Below are 16219 nucleotides of genomic sequence, written 5' to 3'. Positions count from 1 at the left end.
GACATCGGTCAGGCGCTGCGCGCCTTCCCTGCTCGACCTCCGGGGTCGAGCGTTGTCGAGACCTCCGCAGGGTGGAGATGGCGGTGGTTGGCGTCGTACGTCGGGTTGCGGGGGTCTCGACATCGGTCAGGCGCTGCGCGCCTTCCCTGCTCGACCGCCGGGGTCAGACGTTGCGGCGGTAGGCGCCGCCGACCTCGAAGAACGCCTCGGTGACCTGGCCGAGGGAGCAGACCCGGGCGGCGTCCATGAGGACGGCGAAGACGTTCTCGCCGGTGGTGGCGGCCTCCTTGAGCCGGGCGAGCGCGGCGGCGGACTCCGGGGAGTTCGCGGTCTGGAAGTCGCGGACCCGCCGCAGCTGCGACTCCTTCTCCCCGTCGGTCGCACGGGCCAGCTCGACGTGGTCGGGCGTGCCGTCGCCGGCGTCCTTGCGGAGGAAGGTGTTGACGCCGACGATCGGCAGCGTCCCGTCGTGCTTGCGGTGCTCGTAGAGCATCGACTCGTCCTGGATCCGGCCGCGCTGGTAGCCGGTCTCCATCGCGCCGAGGACGCCGCCGCGCTCGCTGATCCGGTCGAACTCGGTGAGCACCGCCTCCTCCACGAGGTCGGTGAGCTGGTCGATGACGAAGGAGCCCTGGAGCGGGTTCTCGTTCATCGCCAGCCCCCACTCGCGGTTGATGATCAGCTGGATCGCCAGCGCGCGGCGTACCGAGTCCTCGCTGGGGGTGGTCACCGCCTCGTCGAAGGCGTTGGTGTGCAGGCTGTTGGCGTTGTCGTAGATCGCGATCAGCGCCTGCAGCGTGGTGCGGATGTCGTTGAAGTCCATCTCCTGCGCGTGCAGGGAACGACCGGACGTCTGCACGTGGTACTTCAGCTTCTGCGAGCGCTCGTTGGCGCCGTACCTGTCGCGCATCGCGACCGCCCAGATGCGGCGGGCGACGCGGCCGATGACGGAGTACTCCGGGTCCATGCCGTTGGAGAAGAAGAACGACAGGTTGGGCGCGAAGTCGTCGATGTCCATGCCGCGGGCGAGGTAGGCCTCGACGTACGTGAACCCGTTGGCGAGGGTGAACGCGAGCTGGCTGATGGGGTTCGCCCCGGCCTCGGCGATGTGGTAGCCGGAGATGCTCACCGAGTAGAAGTTGCGGACCCCCTGGTCAATGAACCACTCCTGGATGTCGGCCATGCAGCGCAGCGAGAACTCGGTGGAGAACAGGCAGGTGTTCTGGCCCTGGTCCTCCTTGAGGATGTCGGCCTGGACGGTGCCGCGGACGGTCTTGAGCGCCTCCACCGGGTCGACCCCCTGCTCGCGCGCCTGGTCGAGCACGGTGTTGAGGAAGAACGCGAGCACGGTGGGCGCCGGGCCGTTGATCGTCATCGACACGCTGGTCGTCGGCGAGAGCAGGTCGAACCCGTCGTAGAGCTGCTTCATGTCGTCGAGCGTCGCGACGGAGACGCCGGACGTGCCGACCTTGCCGTAGATGTCGGGGCGCTCGTGGGGGTCGCGGCCGTAGAGGGTGACCGAGTCGAACGCCGTGGACAGGCGGGTCGCCTCGTTGCCCTCGGAGAGGAGCTTGAACCGGCGGTTGGTGCGCGCGGGGTCGCCCTCGCCGGCGAACATCCGGGCCGGGTCCTCGCCCTCGCGCTTGAACGGGAAGACGCCGGCGGTGAACGGGAAGAACCCCGGGAGGCCCTCGCGCCGGAAGAAGCGGACCAGCTCGCCGTGGTCGGCGTACGTCGGCAGCGCGACGCGGGGGACGGTGTTGCCGGAGAGCGACTCGCGGCCGGGCTTCTCGGCGTACGCCCGGATGGTGTCGGGCCAGCTGGCGAGCTGCTCGGCGACGGTGGGGTCGAGGTTCGTGCGAGCCTGCTCGAGGAGGCCGTCGACCTCCTCGCGCGCGGTGAGCTCGCCGGCGACCGCCTCGAGGCGCTGCACGCGGCGCGCCTGCTCGGCGACCTCCTCGGTGCGGGCGTGGTAGCCGCGGACCGCGTCGGTGATCTCGGCGAGGTAGCGGACCCGGTCGGCGGGCACGACCTGGCGGATCGTGGAGGAGTGGCGTACGTCGACCGGCGCGAGCGTGCCCTGGTCGAGGGGGAGCCCCTGCTCGCCGAGGAGGCCGCGCAGGTGCTGGTAGAGCGCGGTGACGCCGTCGTCGTTGAAGGTGGCGGCGGAGGTGCCGAAGACCGGCATGTCGGCGGGCTGCTTGCCGAAGGCCTCGCGGTTGCGGACCAGCTGGCGGCCGACGTCGCGCAGCGCGTCGTGGGCGCCGCGGCGCTCGAACTTGTTGATCGCGACGACGTCGGCGAAGTCGAGCATGTCGATCTTCTCCAGCTGCGAGGCGGCGCCGAACTCCGGCGTCATCACGTAGAGGGAGGTGTCGACGAAGGGCACGATCGCGGCGTCGCCCTGGCCGATGCCGGGGGTCTCGACGATGACCAGGTCGAAGCCGGCGGCCTTGATGACGGTGAGGACGTCGTCGAGGTGGTCGGGGAGCTCGTGGGCGCCGCGGGTCGCGAGGCTGCGGAAGAAGACCCGGTCGCCGTCGACGGAGTTCATCCGGATCCGGTCGCCGAGCAGCGCGCCGCCGCCCTTGCGGCGGGTGGGGTCGACCGCGAGGACCGCGACCCGCAGCTTGTCCTGCTGGTCGACCCGGAGCCGGCGTACCAGCTCGTCGGTCAGGGAGGACTTGCCGGAGCCGCCGGTGCCGGTGATGCCGAGGACGGGGGTACGCCGGCGCGCGGCGGCGTCGCGCAGGGTCGCCAGGGCGTCGGCGGGGAGCCGGCCGGACTCGGCGCCGGTGATCGCGCGGGCGATCGCGGCCCGCTCGCCGGCGAGGACCTGCTCGGCGGTCGCCTCGCGGTGGGCCCAGAGGTCGACGTCGCAGTCGCGGACGACCGAGCTGATCATGCCGACCAGGCCCATCCGCTGGCCGTCCTCGGGGGAGAAGATCGTGACGCCGCTCGCCCGCAGCCGCTCGATCTCGTCGTGGACGATCACGCCGCCCCCGCCGCCGACGACCTTGACGTGGCCGGCGCCCTGGGCGCGGAGCGACTCGACGAGGTACTCGAAGTACTCGACGTGCCCGCCCTGGTAGGAGGAGACCGCGACCCCCTGGACGTCCTCCTCGAGCGCCGCGTCGACGACCTCCTGGACGGAGCGGTTGTGGCCGAGGTGGATGACCTCGCAGCCCTGGCTCTGCAGGATCCGCCGCATGATGTTGATCGAGGCGTCGTGGCCGTCGAAGAGGCTGGACGCCGTCACCAGGCGGACGGGGTGCTGGGGGACATGGAGCTCGGGCACGGGGGCCTCCGGGGAAATGGTTGGACGTCCAACCATCTGATGGTAGGCGGACCTCGGCGTACCGGGAAGTAGCCAGAACTAGCCGGACACTGTGCGGACTGATCCGCCGAGTCGGCGCTTGTGTTCGCTTTCCCCACAGGCCCGCTGTGGAGAACCCGGACACAAGCGCCGACTCGGCGTTCCTTCAGTGCGGGCTCAGCCGTCGACGAGGTCGCCGGCGCTGGCGCGCAGCTCGCCGAGCAGCGCGGTCAGCGCGGTGACCTGCTGCGGCGCGAGGCCCGGCCGCTCGAACACGTCGCGGTTGAGGCCCTCGGTCGCGGTCTCGACGACCTCGCGCCCGGCCTCGGTGATGGAGGCGACCACGACCCGGCGGTCGTCGTCGCGCCGCGCGCGCCCGACGTACCCCTGCTTCTCGAGGCGGTCCACCGCGCTGGTCACGCTGGTGGCGTGCACCTGCAGCAGCGAGCCGAGGCGGGTCATCGGCATGCCGCCGGCGGAGGAGAACGAGAGCAGCCGCAGCACCTCGTAGCGGGCGAACGTCAGGTCCAGGGGACGCAGCACCGCGTCGATCCGCTCGAGGAGCAGCTGCTGGACCCGCACCACGGACGTCACCATGGCCATCCCGTCGGCGGCGTCGCCCCACCCGTGGCGCGTCCACTGCCGGTGCGCCTCGCGGATCGGGTCTCGCTCGCTCACGCCCGACAGCGTAGGGAATGCCCGGGGCGTCGTGGGGGTTCTGAGACGACGTGGCCTCCGACGACTCCCGACGCGTCTCGCTGCTGCTCGGGCTGCTCTTCGGCCTGACCGGCATGGGCTCGGCGTCGGCGGCGATCGCGCTGCCCGCGGTGGGCGCGCACTTCGGGATCGGCGTCGGCGACGCGGCGTGGACGATCAGCCTGTACGCGCTGATGCTCGCGGTCACGACGGCCGTCTACGGCCGGGTCTCCGACCTGGTCGGGGTGCGGACGCCGCTGCTGGTGGGCATCGGGCTGATGACCGCGGGCGCGCTCGTCGCCGCCTTCGCGCCGTCGTACGGCGTGCTGCTGGCGGCCCGGCTGCTGCAGGGCGCCGGGGCGGCCGCCGTACCCACGCTGGGGGTGGCGATCCTCAGCGCCAGGTACGACGGGTCGGTGCGCGGGCTCGCCTTCGGTCGGCTGGCCGGTGTGGCCGCCGCGGTCTCGTGCCTCGGCCCGCTGCTCGGCGGCGCGGTGGAGCACGCCTTCGGGTGGCGCGCGGTGATGGCGATCCCGGTGCTGGGGCTGCTGGTCATCCCGTTCCTGTGGCGCGCGCTGGTCGGCGACGGCTCCGGCGCGAGCCTCGACATCCTCGGCGCGGTGCTGGTCGCGCTGACCGCCGCTGGGCTGGTGCTGCTGGTGCAGTCGCCGTCCACCGGCCTGGTCGTCGCGCTGGTCGGGGTCGTGCTGATGGTGCTGGGCGCGCCGCTGGTGGCGCTGCAGGTGCGGCGCCGCCCGCTCGACGGGTTCCTGCCGCTGTCGGTGATCGGCAACAAGACCGTCGTACGCAGCGCGCTGGCGGCCGCGGCGGTGCCCGCCGCGTGGTTCGGCCAGCTGATCGCGGTGCCGGCCGTGCTCGTCGCCGACGGCTGGGAGCCGTGGCAGGTCGGGCTGCTGCTGGTGCCGAGCGCGGTCGTCGCGCTCGCCGTACCCCGGGTCGCCGGGCCGCTGCTCGACCGGATCGGCGCCTCGGCGTCCCTCGCCGTCTCCGGGGTCGCCGCCTCGCTCGCGCTGCTGGTCGCCGCGCTCGGCGCCGCGCTCGACCTCCCGGCGGTGCTCGGCGTCGCCGTACTGCTGGTGACGCTCGCCTTCGGGCTGGGCCAGCCCTCGCTCAGTGCCGCCGTCGGCGCCGCTGTCCACGTCGACGTCCGCGGCGTCGCGCTCGGCATCGCCACGCTGGTGTTCATGACCGGCGGCTCGGTCGGCTCGGCCGTCGTCGGCGGGGCCGGCGACGTGCTCGGCGTACCCGTCAGCCTCGCGCTCCTCGCCGTACTGCCCCTCCTCGGCCTGCTCGCTCTCCTCCCCGAGCTGAAGCGGGTCCCCGAGCCGGTCTGAGCTCCTCGCGGGATAGTCCGGCACGATCCGGTCGCGATCTGGGCCGGGGAACAACCGAAACGTGCCGGACTACCCCGGAGCGGTGCTGGTCGGGGTAATCCGACACATCCGTGCTGTTTTCCACCGCCGAAACGACCAGGGAGTGGCGGACTACCCCGACCGAAGTAGTCCGGCACGATCCGGTCGCGATCCCGGCCGGGCAACAGCCGAAACGTGCCGGACTACCCGGGAGACGGTGGCAGGGTGGGCGCGTGCAGGTGGGGATGACGTTGCCGGTGATGGAGCCGGACCTCTGGGCGGACGAGGGGACGCTGGAGGCGTGGGCCCGGGCGACGGACGAGGGGCCGTTCTCGTCGGTGTGCTTCGGGGAGCGGGTGGCCTTCGACAACCCGGAGACCCTGACCCTGCTGGGGGCGGTGGCGGCGTGGACGCGGCGGGTGCGGATCGCGACGACCGTCGTCGTGCCGCAGCTGCACGACCCGGTGCTGCTCGCGAAGGCGCTCGCCACCGGTGACCGGCTCAGCGGCGGCCGGCTCTCGGTGGGGTTGGGGGTGGGCGGCCGCGAGGAGGACTACCGGGCCGCGGGCGCCGACCCGGCGACGCAGACGATCCGAGAGCTGGCCGACCGCGCCGCGGTGCTGCGCGCGGTCTGGCGCGGGGAGCACGACACCGGGTCGGTACGCCGTGTCGGCCCGCCGCCGGCGCAGGACGGCGGCCCGGAGCTGCTCGTCGGCACGATGGGTCCGCGGACGATCCGGAACGCCGCGGGCTGGGCCGACGGCCTGGCCGGCGTCACCCTCGACCTCGACACGGCGGCGGTCGGCCGCCTCTTCGACCTGGCCCGGACGGCGTGGGCCGACGCCGGCCGTCCGGCGCCGCGGCTGACCACGTCGTTCTGGTTCGCGCTCGAGGAGACCTCGGACGGCGACCCGCGCGCCCAGGTGCACCGGCACCTGCGCCACTACATGAACTGGCTCCCTGCCGGCCTCGTCGACGCGATGGCACCGGCCACGGGCTTCGCCGGCACCGGCCGGCAGCTCGTCGAGACGCTCCGGCGGTTCGCGGACCTCGGCACCGACGAGGTGCAGCTGATCCCGACGTGCTCGGACGTCGCCCAGGTGCACCGGGTCGCGGAGCTCATCGCCTCCGCACCGGCCGGGTGAGAAGTCCGCATAGCGGCCCACGCGGGGCGCCCGCCCCCTACCTTGTCCGGATGCGCAACGAGTGGGTCCCGGCCTCGGCAGCCCTGCTCGTCACCGGCGCGATGGCCCTCGCGCTCGCGTCGATCCTGACGCCGGACGGCTCGAACGCCGCCGAGACCCTGCGGCTGGTCCGCGAGCAGGACAGCCGCTGGCTCGCCGTGTCCGCGATCTACTTCCTCGCCGCCGCCATGCTGATCCTCGGCCTGCCGTCGCTGCTGGTGCTGCTCGACCGCCCGCGGGGACGGTACGTCGGGCTCGCCGGCGTCGTCTCGCTGGCGATCGGCTTCGTCGGGGTCGCCGGCTACGCCGCGCTGCTGGTCTTCTTCCGGGCCCTGGTGAAGACCGAGGCGATCCGCGACCAGGCCCTGGACGCGCTGGGGGAGGACGTGGGCCTGCGGATCTTCCTCTACGGGTGGATCGTGGCGTTCCTCCTCGGCGAGCTGCTGCTGGCCGCCGCGCTGCTGCGGGCGCGCAGCACGCCCCGGTGGGCACCGCTGCTGATGCTGGGCCACGTCCTGACCGTCCCGCTGGCTGCGCTGCTGCCCGACGCGGTCACCCGGACGACGGCCCTGGCCTTCGCGCTCGCCTTCGCCGGAGTCGGGGTCCGGGCGGCCGACGCGCACCTGGGGTCGGTACGCCGCCTCGTGGTCTAGACCACTAGGCGACTGTGAGCCAGGCCACCCCAGGGTGGATTCCGGGCCGGGCCCTGGGGTGCGACACCCCACCCGGTGTCGGCCGGCGACGCCGACGCTGAGGAGTTGGTCACAAAGAGGGGTCCCTATTGCCCGGTTGTCTGACAAAAGACAGGATGCGGGGGCCCGCTGTCGGCAATGCTGCCGACGTTCGCGGGCGGATCCCACTACCCCGAGGACCTCTGTGCAGAAGACACGATCCCGGACCTGGCGCGCTGGCGCCGGTGTCCTCTCGGTGGCCGCCCTGGCCGCCGCCCTCCTCCCCGCCGCCGTCTCCCAGGCGGCACCGGCACCGGCCGCACCGGCCGCCGCGCCGGACTCCGACCTCTGGACGCCCTTCGCGGCGCGTCTCCCCGAGACGAGCAGCGGCAAGCCCCGCCGCGTCGACCCGAGCAAGTACGCGGCGTACACCCTCGACGCCGCCGGCCTCGACGGCCTGCTCGACACCGCGCCCCGCGAGGAGAGTGGCCGTGCGGGCTCCCTGCTGACCGTCCCCTCGCCCGAGGGTGACCTGGTCGAGTTCCGCATCGTCGAGTCCCCGGTGATGGAGGCCGGCCTCGCCGCCGCCCACCCGGAGATCGAGACGTACGCCGGCGTTGCCGTCGACTCCGCCGCCTCGATCCGCCTCGACGTCACGCCGATGGGCTTCCACGCCTCCGTGCGGTCCCCGGGCCAGGCGTCCTGGTACGTCGACCCCGCCTTCAACGGCGACGACAGCGTCTACCTGTCCTACCTCGGCTCCTCGCTCCCCGCGCCCGAGAAGGGCCTGATCGAGCCCGAGGGCATGGCCGCCGAGCACGCCCAGCAGATCGCCAAGGGTGCCAAGGCCGGCGAGGCCGCGCCCGGTGACCCGGTGCTGCACCGCACCTACCGGCTCGCGCTGGTGACCGACACGAGCTACGCGCGCTACTTCGGCACCGAGAACGTGCTCGCCGAGAAGGTCACGCTGATGAACCGCGTGAACCAGATCTACAACGACGACTTCGCGATCCGGATGATCCTGATCGACGAGACCGACAAGCTCAACCTCGACACCGCGGAGAAGGCCTGGGGCGCCAACGGGCCCTGTGGGCCGGTCGGCTGCTTCGCGCCCGACCAGTTCACCGCCGGCTGCACCGGTGGCCTGCTGAACCGCAACCAGTTCGCGCTGGGTCAGCTCGTCGGCCCGGAGAACTACGACGTCGGCCACATCGCGCTCGGCAACAACGGCGGCGGCGTCGCCGGCCTGGGCGTCGTCGGCGGCAACGGCAAGGCCCGTGGCTGCACCGGCCTGCCCCAGCCCGAGGGCGACTACATGGCCATCGACTACGTGGCCCACGAGATCGGTCACCAGTTCGGCGGCAACCACACCTTCAACGGCACGCAGGCCAGCTGCGGTGGCAACAAGGCCGCCCCGTCGGTGGAGCCGGGCTCCGGCTCGTCGGTGATGGCCTACGCCGGCATCTGCCAGCAGGACAACATCCAGCCGCACACCGACCCGTACTTCTCGCAGTGGTCGCAGCAGGAGATCACCGCCACGATCACGGCCACCCCGGTCGTGAGCGAGGTGCAGACCGTGATCCTCAGCGGCTTCGACACCGACGGTGAGTCCTTCACGCTGTCGTACGGCGGCCAGACGTCCGCCCCGATCGTTCGCGGCGCGGCGACCTACACCACCGCGACCATCGACGCGGCCCTCGAGGCGATCCTGCCCGCGGGCGGCACCGTCACCGTGGCCGCCCTCGGCGGCAGCGGCACCCTCTCGGACGCCGGCTTCCAGCTGACGTTCAGCGGCACCACCAACACGCTCGCCGGCACCGACCTGCCGGCCGTCGGGGTCACCCCCAGCGAGGGCGTCACGGCGATCGTCAGCGAGACCACCAAGGGCGCCATGCGCACCAACGGCGGCCGCACCGTGGAGACCATCGCCAACCGCACGCCGGTCGCCTCGGCGCCGGCGACGGCCAGCATCCCGCTGCGTACCCCCTTCCAGCTCACCGGGTCTGCGACCGACGCGGACAACGACTCGATGATCTACCTGTGGGAGCAGTCCGACCGGGGCGCCGGCACCGGCACCTCGCTGGTCAGCCAGACGAAGACCAACGGCCCGCTGTTCCGGGTCTTCGGCACCTTCGCCAACGTCACCCCGGCCGGCACGCTGCTGCTCGACAGCCCCGGGTTGAACATCGCCGACGGGAACCCGACCCGGACCTTCCCGGACATGAAGCAGATCCTCGAGAACAACACCAACGCCGCGTCCGGCGTGTGCCCGGCTGCTCCGGCGGCCCCGGCCTCCGGTGGCGCGAGCAACGTGCCGATCCCGATCGTGGACTGCTTCTCGGAGTGGCTGCCGACCGCCGACTACGTCGGCAGCACCCAGGCCGGCAACAGCGACCCGGTCGCGCTGAACTTCCGGTTCACCGCGCGTGACATGGACCCGCAGGGCGGCGGCTACTCGTTCGCCAACACCAAGGTGCTCGTCGACAAGACCGCGGGCCCGTTCCTGGTCAACTCCAAGAACGCCGCGGCAGCAGCGATCGCCGGCCGTACCGAGGCCATCACCTGGGCGGTCGCGGGCACCAACAAGCCCACGCTGGCCGAGAACGTGAAGATCTCGCTCTCCACCGATGGCGGCGCGACGTTCCCGGTCGTGCTGAACGAGAGCACCCCGAACGACGGCACCGAGCCGGTCACCTGGCCGAACATCGGCACCGAGAAGGCCCGGATCAAGGTCGAGGCCGTCGGCAACGTCTTCTTCGACGTCAACAACGCCGACTTCCAGATCGTGGCCAAGGCCGTCGAGGCGCCGGAGACGACCATCACCTCCGGTCCGGCCGACGACAGCATCCTGCTCTCGCGGAAGACGTCCTTCGGGCTGTCCTCCTCGGTGGACGGGGCGAGCTTCACGTGCACCCTCGACGGGGAGGCCCGGAAGTGCGGCACGCTGCGCGGCCTCGCCGCCGGGACCCACGTGTTCACCGCGGCGGCCACCGCCGAGGGCGCCACGGACGCCACGCCGGTCACCCGGACCTTCACGGTCCCGCTGAACGACCGGCAGCTGCAGGATCGCGGGCCGTGGAAGAACAAGACGGCCGGCGACGCCTACCGCGGCACGTTCTCCACGGTGGCGAAGAAGGGTGCTCGCCTGACCACGAAGGTCAGCGACGCCGAGCGGCTCGCGCTGGTCGTGGGCACCTCGCGGAAGGCCGGCCGGGTGTTCGTGCTGGTCAACGGTGACCGGATCGGCGCCGTCTCGCTGAAGGGCAAGAAGGCCGGCAAGAAGGTCATCGAGCTGCCCGCGTTCGACGAGGCGCTGTCGGGCCGGGTCGCGATCGTGACCGCCAACGGCCGCACCGTCCGCATCGAGGGACTCGCGGTGGTCACGGGATCCTGATCCCGAGCCTCACCTAGCAGCACCAGCAACAACGAGGGCCCGGTGCCCGGCGGTCACCCGTCGGGCACCGGGCCCTCGCACGTGCTCAGCCCAGTGCTCAGCCGAGCGCCCGCAGCGCCGCCGCGAGCTCGCCGACCTGCGCCAGCGGCGCGTCGTACCCGGGGAAGTAGCAGCAGACCCGCTCGGCGATCGCGCCGAACCGCCGGCCCAGCTCGGCCGCGCACTCCTCGGGGGTGCCACGGACCCCGATCGTCGCGACCATCTCGTCGGTGACCAGGTCCATCATCGCGACGACGTCGCCCTGCTTGGACAGGGCGTTGAGCTCCGGCTGGAGGTCGCCCCAGCCCTCGACGTCCAGCACCGCGCGGTACGCCGGGGTGGAGCCGTAGAACGCGAGCAGCCCGCGCACGCCGGTGGTGGCCGCGGCCAGCTCCGCCTCGGTGCGGCCCATCGCCAGGATCGCCTGCGGGAAGACGTCGAACGACGTGCGCCCGCTGCGCTCCAGGCCCTCCGCGATCGCGGGTAGCGTGCGCTCGGCGAGGTGCCTCGCGCTGTGGAACGGCATCACCAGCAGCCCGTCGGCGACCTCGGCGGCGGTGCGGGTCATCACCGGGCCGAGCGCGCCGAGCAGCACCGGCGGCGGGCCGTAGGGGTTCGGTCCCGGGACGAACGTCGGCGGCATCAGCGTGTGCCGGGTGTGCTCGCCGCGGAAGTCCAGCCGGGTGCCGTCCTGCCAGGAGCCGAGGATCGCCTTCACCGCCAGCACGATCTCGCGCATCCGCGCGGCCGGCGGCGACCAGGTCGCGCCGTACCGCTTCTCGACGTGCGGCCTGATCTGCGAGCCCAGGCCGAGGCGGAACCTGCCGCCGGACATCAGCTGCAGGTCCCAGGCGGTGTGCGCGAGGTGCATCGGCGAGCGCGGCATCGCGATCGCCACGTTGGTCATCAGGTCGGTCTCGACCACCCCGGCGGCCGCGGCCAGGGGCAGGAAGACGTCGTGCGGCCCCTCGAAGGTGAACAGCCCGTCCACCCCCGCCGCCACCAGCGCGCGGGCGCGGTCGGCGGCCTGGTCGGGGCGGGCGTCGAGCTGGACGTCGAGGAGCATGGGCCGAACGTAGGGCACCGTGCGGCAAAGTGGAACAGGTTCTACTTCTTCTCAGGCGCTCGCCCGCCGGACCAGGGACGGCGGGAAGATCACCCGCATCGCCGAGGCCGACCGCTCGCCGTCGACCTGCTCGAGCAGCAGCCGGGTCGCCTGCTCGGCCATCTCGCGGATCGGGTTGCGGATCGTGGTGAGCGGCGGGTCGGTGCGCTCGGGGACGCCGAGGTCGTCGTACCCGATCACCGCGACGTCGTCGGGGACCTTCCGCCCGGTCGCGGCGAGCACCTTGAGCGCGCCGGCAGCCATCAGGTCGGAGGCGACGACGAGGCCGTCGAGGTCGGGGTGCCGCCCGAGCAGGGTGGCGGCCGCGCGCTCGCCGCCGGCCTCGGTGAAGTCGCCGTGCTCGACGGCGTCGGTGGCCAGGCCGGCCTGGCGCATCGCGGAGTACCACCCGTCGAGGCGGTCGACGCCCGCGGTCATGTCGGCCGGGCCGGCGACCGTGCCGATCCGCCGGCACCCGCGCTCGACCAGGAACTCGGTCGCCTCGCGACCGCCGGCGACGTTGTCGGCGTCGACGTAGGCGACCTTGTCGGCGCTGGTCCACGGCCGGCCGACGAACGCGCACGGCAGGTCGAGCGCCGCGAGGTGGTCGGCGAGGCTGTCGCTGCGGTGGTGGGAGACCACCAGCGCGCCGTCGATGTGCCGGTTGCGCAGGTAGCGGAGCATCCGCTGCTCCTCCTCGCCGGGCCGCGCGAGCAGCAGCACCAGCTGCAGGTCGCGCTCGGAGAGCACCCGGGTGGCGCCGCGCAGCGTGTGGGCGAAGAACGGGTCGGAGAAGACCCGCTCGTCGGGCTCGGGCACGACCAGCGCGACCGAGTCGGTACGCCGGGTCACCAGGCTGCGCGCGGCCGGGTTGGGGGTGTAGCCCAGCGTCCGGACGGCGGCGTCGACCGCGGCCAGCGCGGCCGGGCTGACCCGGTTGCCGCCGTTGATCGCCCGCGACGCGGTGGCCCGCGAGACCCCGGCCAGGCGGGCGACCTCGTCGAGCGTCGGCGAGCCCCCGGGTCCGAGGCCGCTGCGGGTGCTCACGCGGGCCACGCTACCGACCTCACGGGGTGCCCTCGGGCAGCTGTCCGGTGCGGGCGGCCTCGGCGTAGTAGCGGGCGCTGGCCTTCGGCGTCCGGACCTGGGTGTCGTAGTCGACGTGCACGATGCCGAACCGCTGCCGGTAGCCGTAGGCCCACTCGTAGTTGTCGAGCAGCGACCAGGCGAAGTACCCGCGCACGTCGACGCCCTGCGCGATCGCGGCGTGCGTGGCCCGCAGGTGCGCGTCGATGAAGCCCAGCCGGTCGGCGTCGTCGACGGCCCCGTCGGGGCCGACCTCGTCGTCGTACGCCGCGCCGTTCTCGGTGATGACGAGCGGCGGGGCGGTGTACTCGTCGCGGAGCCGCAACAGCAGGCGGGTCAGCCCCTCGGGCTGGACCTCCCAGTCCATCCCGGTGACCGGCAGCCCGCGCCGGGGGAAGCTGACGTCCTCGCAGCCCGGGAACGGCGTGCCGACCGGCCGCGGCGCGTGCTCGATGCGCGACCCGAGCAGCTGCGACCCGTCCTCGACGGGGCGGCCGCACGCGGCGTCGCCGTGGTAGTAGTTCACGCCCAGGACGTCGAGCGGCGTGCTGATCAGCGCAAGGTCGCCGTCGTGGACGAAGTCCTGCCACTGCTTGCCCTGGAAGGTCATCCCCCCGGTGTCGCCGGCGAGGTCGTCGGCGTACCGGCCCCGGAGGATCGGGTCGAGGAAGACCCGGTTCCAGAAGCCGTCGATGCGGCGGGCCGCGTCGAGGTCGGCGGGCTCGGCGGGGTCGAACGGGTCCGCCACGGTGAGGTTGAGCGTGATGCCGAGCTGCGCCGTCGTCTCCCGGCGGCGGAGCTCGTTGACGACCAGCCCGTGGCCGAGCATCAGGTGGTGGGCGGCGACGACGCCGGCGACGCCCTCCTGGCGGCCCGGCGCGTGCTGCCCGCCGGTGTAGCCGAGGAACGCCGAGCACCACGGCTCGTTCATCGTGGTCCAGTACGGCACCCGGTCGCCCAGGGCGTCGTGCAGGGTCAGCGCGTAGTCGGCGAAGCGGTAGGCGGTGTCGCGGTGGGTCCAGCCGCCGGCCTCCTCGAGCGCCTGCGGCAGGTCCCAGTGGTAGAGCGTGATCCACGGCGTGACGCCCTGGTCGAGCAGCTCGTCGACCAGGCGGGCGTAGAAGTCGATGCCGGCCTGGTTGGGCGCGCCGCCGTCGGGACGGACCCGCGGCCACGCGGTGGAGAAGCGGTACGCGCCGAGGTGCAGCGAGCGCATCAGCGCGACGTCCTCGGGGACCCGGTGGTAGTGGTCGCAGGCCACGTCGCCGGTGTCGCCGCCGAGCACCGCGCCCGGGACCCGGGCGAAGGTGTCCCAGATCGACGGCGTCCGGCCGTCCTCGGCGGTGGCGCCCTCGACCTGGTACGCCGCGGTCGCCGCGCCCCAGAGGAAGTCGGGGGGGAAGACCAGCGGCCCGGGGGTGGCCGGCGTGGTCGTGGTGGGGGAGAAGATCATCCCTTCACGGCTCCTTGCATGATGCCGGCGACCAGCTGGCGGCCGCTGACGATGAACAGGACGAGCAGCGGGATCGTGGCGAGCCCGGTGCCGCAGAGGACGAGTGCGTAGTCGGTGGTCTGGCCCTGGCCGCTGATCGCCAGCTCGTCCAGGGCGACCTGGAGGGTCTGGTTGTCCTTGAGCGCGACGAGCGGCCACATGTACTCGGTCCAGACCGTCATGAAGGTGAACAGGAACAGGATCGCCATCGCCGGCCGGGCCGCCGGGACGGCGACGGTCCAGAAGGTGCGGAGCATCGAGGCGCCGTCGACCCGCGCCGCCTCGATCAGCTCGCCGGGGATCGCGTCGACGAGGAACTGCCGCATGAAGAACACGCCGAACGCCGTGACCAGCGTGGGCAGGGCGACCGCGAGCAGCGTGTCGTAGAGGCCGTAGTCGGTGATGATGATGAACAGCGGCACGATCGCGAGCTGGGTCGGGACCGCCATGGTGAGGATGACGAAGCCCATCAGCGCGTTGCTGCCGCGGAACTGCAGCTTGGCGAAGCTGTAGCCGGCCAGGGTCGAGAAGAAGACGACCGAGGCCGCACAGGCGGTCGACACGATGACGCTGTTGGCCATCGCCTGCCAGAAGTCGATGGTGTCGAACACCCGGCCGGCGTTCTCGAGGAAGTGCCCGCCGGGGAGGAGCGGCGGAGGCATCTCCATCGCCTCGGTCTTGGTGTGCGAGCCGATCACGAACGACCAGTAGAGCGGCAGGGCCGACCCCAGGACGAAGGCGGCGAGCAGGGCGTAGACCACCCAGCTCGGACGGTTCACCAGTCTGCTGCGCCGGCTCATGAGGTCCTCCTCGTGACGTAGCGGGTGAGGGCGAAGTTGAGCAGGGCGATGCCGACGATCACCAGGAAGAGGACCCACGCGGCCGCGGAGGCCCGCCCGTAGAAGCCGTCGACGATGCCGCGGTCGTAGATGTAGAGCGCCAGGGTCATGTACTGGTGGTCGGCGCCGCCCTCGCGGCTGATCGAGTCGTCGAAGAGACGGGGCTCGGTGAAGATCTGCAGGCCGCCGATGGTGCTGGTGACGATGACGAAGATCATCGTCGGCCGGATCATCGGGAGCGTGATCGACCAGAACTGGCGCAGCCGGCCCGCGCCGTCCAGGGCGGCGGACTCGTAGAGGTCCCGGGGCACGGCCTGCATGGCCGCCAGGAAGATCAGGGTGTTGTAGCCGGTCCAGCGCCAGTTGACCATGCTCGAGATCGCGACGTGGCTCCAGAGGCGGTCGACGTGCCACCGGATGGGCTCGAGGCCGACCTCGCGGAGGATCGCGTTGATCAGCCCCGACTGGTCGGCGAAGAGGCTGCCGAAGATGAGGGCGGCGGCCGCGGGTGCGACGGCGAACGGCAGCAGGACGCTCATCCGCCAGAAGGTCGCGGCGCGGAGCCGGTTGTCGAGGAGCGCCGCGATCGAGACCGCGAGGACGACCTGCGGCACCGACGACATCACGAAGATGCTGAAGGTGTTGACCATCGCCTTGCGGAAGATCGGGTCGGCCAGGACGAACTCGAAGTTCTCCAGGCCGGTGAACTCGCCGCGCTCGCGGTAGAGCTTGTCCCAGTCGTGCACCGAGAGGTAGCCGGTGTAGAGGAGCGGGAAGAGCCCGACCAGCGCGAACAGCACGAAGAACGGGGAGATGTAGAGGTAGGGGGAGAACCGCAGGTCCCAGCGGGACCGCCGCCGGCTGCGAACCAGTCGGGCCGCCCGCGCCGGGTCGTCCGCGGTCGCCGTCCCCGGGGGTCGGTGGGCGCGGCGTCGGGGCCGGGTCGTTCATCGGTGAGCATCGGCGCCCTTCCTGTGGGGGTCCTCGGCACGTCGTCGTGGGTGGCGGCGGGTGGAGGTCGGGC

General features: G+C 72.5%; 11 protein-coding genes. 4 read left to right on the top strand and 7 right to left on the bottom strand.

Annotated features, from left to right (window positions below; all coding sequences use genetic code 11):
• Positions 1 to 163 precede the first annotated feature (163 nt).
• Both icmF and H4O22_RS17995 read right to left on the bottom strand, forming a co-directional pair.
• A complete protein-coding gene (icmF, locus tag H4O22_RS18000) occupies positions 164 to 3298 on the bottom strand; it encodes a fused isobutyryl-CoA mutase/GTPase IcmF (protein ID WP_182524685.1) in 3135 nt (1044 codons plus the stop codon).
• Between the two features lie 195 nt (positions 3299 to 3493).
• Positions 3494 to 3994: a MarR family winged helix-turn-helix transcriptional regulator gene (locus H4O22_RS17995; protein WP_244963019.1), complete on the bottom strand. Its 501-nt coding sequence runs from the start codon at positions 3992 to 3994 to the stop codon at positions 3494 to 3496.
• A gap of 50 nt (positions 3995 to 4044) precedes the next feature.
• Between H4O22_RS17995 and H4O22_RS17990 the strand changes: the two genes are divergently transcribed.
• From H4O22_RS17990 to H4O22_RS17975, 4 genes are all read left to right on the top strand, one after another.
• Positions 4045 to 5367: an MFS transporter gene (locus tag H4O22_RS17990; protein WP_182524684.1), complete on the top strand. Its 1323-nt coding sequence runs from the start codon at positions 4045 to 4047 to the stop codon at positions 5365 to 5367.
• 251 nt (positions 5368 to 5618) lie between these two features.
• Complete coding sequence (locus H4O22_RS17985; protein WP_220451206.1) at positions 5619 to 6530, top strand: LLM class flavin-dependent oxidoreductase; 912 nt, start codon at positions 5619 to 5621, stop codon at positions 6528 to 6530.
• A gap of 50 nt (positions 6531 to 6580) precedes the next feature.
• Entirely contained in the window at positions 6581 to 7222 is a 642-nt protein-coding gene (locus H4O22_RS17980; protein ID WP_182524683.1) for a hypothetical protein, read from the top strand.
• A 223-nt stretch (positions 7223 to 7445) separates the two neighbouring features.
• On the top strand, positions 7446 to 10634 hold the full coding sequence (locus tag H4O22_RS17975) for a reprolysin-like metallopeptidase (RefSeq protein WP_220451205.1): 3189 nt from the start codon (positions 7446 to 7448) through the stop codon (positions 10632 to 10634).
• Between the two features lie 97 nt (positions 10635 to 10731).
• On the opposite strand, the gene H4O22_RS17970 is transcribed toward H4O22_RS17975, so the two are convergent.
• Genes H4O22_RS17970 through H4O22_RS17950 form a run of 5 tightly spaced genes read right to left on the bottom strand, consistent with a single transcriptional unit; the run spans position 10732 to position 15995 of the window.
• Positions 10732 to 11739, bottom strand: a complete 1008-nt coding sequence (locus H4O22_RS17970; protein ID WP_182524682.1) for a TIGR03617 family F420-dependent LLM class oxidoreductase — start codon at positions 11737 to 11739, stop codon at positions 10732 to 10734.
• A gap of 51 nt (positions 11740 to 11790) precedes the next feature.
• A complete protein-coding gene (locus tag H4O22_RS17965; protein ID WP_182524681.1) occupies positions 11791 to 12825 on the bottom strand; it encodes a LacI family DNA-binding transcriptional regulator in 1035 nt (344 codons plus the stop codon).
• A 19-nt stretch (positions 12826 to 12844) separates the two neighbouring features.
• Entirely contained in the window at positions 12845 to 14317 is a 1473-nt protein-coding gene (locus tag H4O22_RS17960) for a glycoside hydrolase family 1 protein (protein ID WP_182524680.1), read from the bottom strand.
• Positions 14314 to 15156, bottom strand: a complete 843-nt coding sequence (locus H4O22_RS17955; RefSeq protein ID WP_182524679.1) for a carbohydrate ABC transporter permease — start codon at positions 15154 to 15156, stop codon at positions 14314 to 14316. The genes H4O22_RS17960 and H4O22_RS17955 overlap by 4 nt, the downstream gene beginning before the upstream one ends.
• On the bottom strand, positions 15153 to 15995 hold the full coding sequence (locus H4O22_RS17950) for a carbohydrate ABC transporter permease (protein WP_244963018.1): 843 nt from the start codon (positions 15993 to 15995) through the stop codon (positions 15153 to 15155). The genes H4O22_RS17955 and H4O22_RS17950 overlap by 4 nt, the downstream gene beginning before the upstream one ends.
• Positions 15996 to 16219: the final 224 nt, after the last annotated feature.

The sequence above is a fragment of the Nocardioides dongkuii genome (assembly GCF_014127485.1).
Lineage (GTDB): Bacteria > Actinomycetota > Actinomycetes > Propionibacteriales > Nocardioidaceae > Nocardioides > Nocardioides dongkuii.
This window is presented reverse-complemented; position numbering and strand designations above follow the sequence as displayed.

Excerpts from the sequence above, each read along its gene's own strand:
- H4O22_RS17980 (WP_182524683.1), top strand. The coding sequence starts at position 6,581 with ATGCGCAACGAGTGGGTCCCGGCCTCGGCAGCCCTGCTCGTCACCGGC.
- H4O22_RS17970 (WP_182524682.1), bottom strand. The coding sequence starts at position 11,739 with ATGCTCCTCGACGTCCAGCTCGACGCCCGCCCCGACCAGGCCGCCGAC.
- H4O22_RS17960 (WP_182524680.1), bottom strand. The coding sequence starts at position 14,317 with ATGATCTTCTCCCCCACCACGACCACGCCGGCCACCCCCGGGCCGCTG.
- H4O22_RS17955 (WP_182524679.1), bottom strand. The coding sequence starts at position 15,156 with ATGAGCCGGCGCAGCAGACTGGTGAACCGTCCGAGCTGGGTGGTCTAC.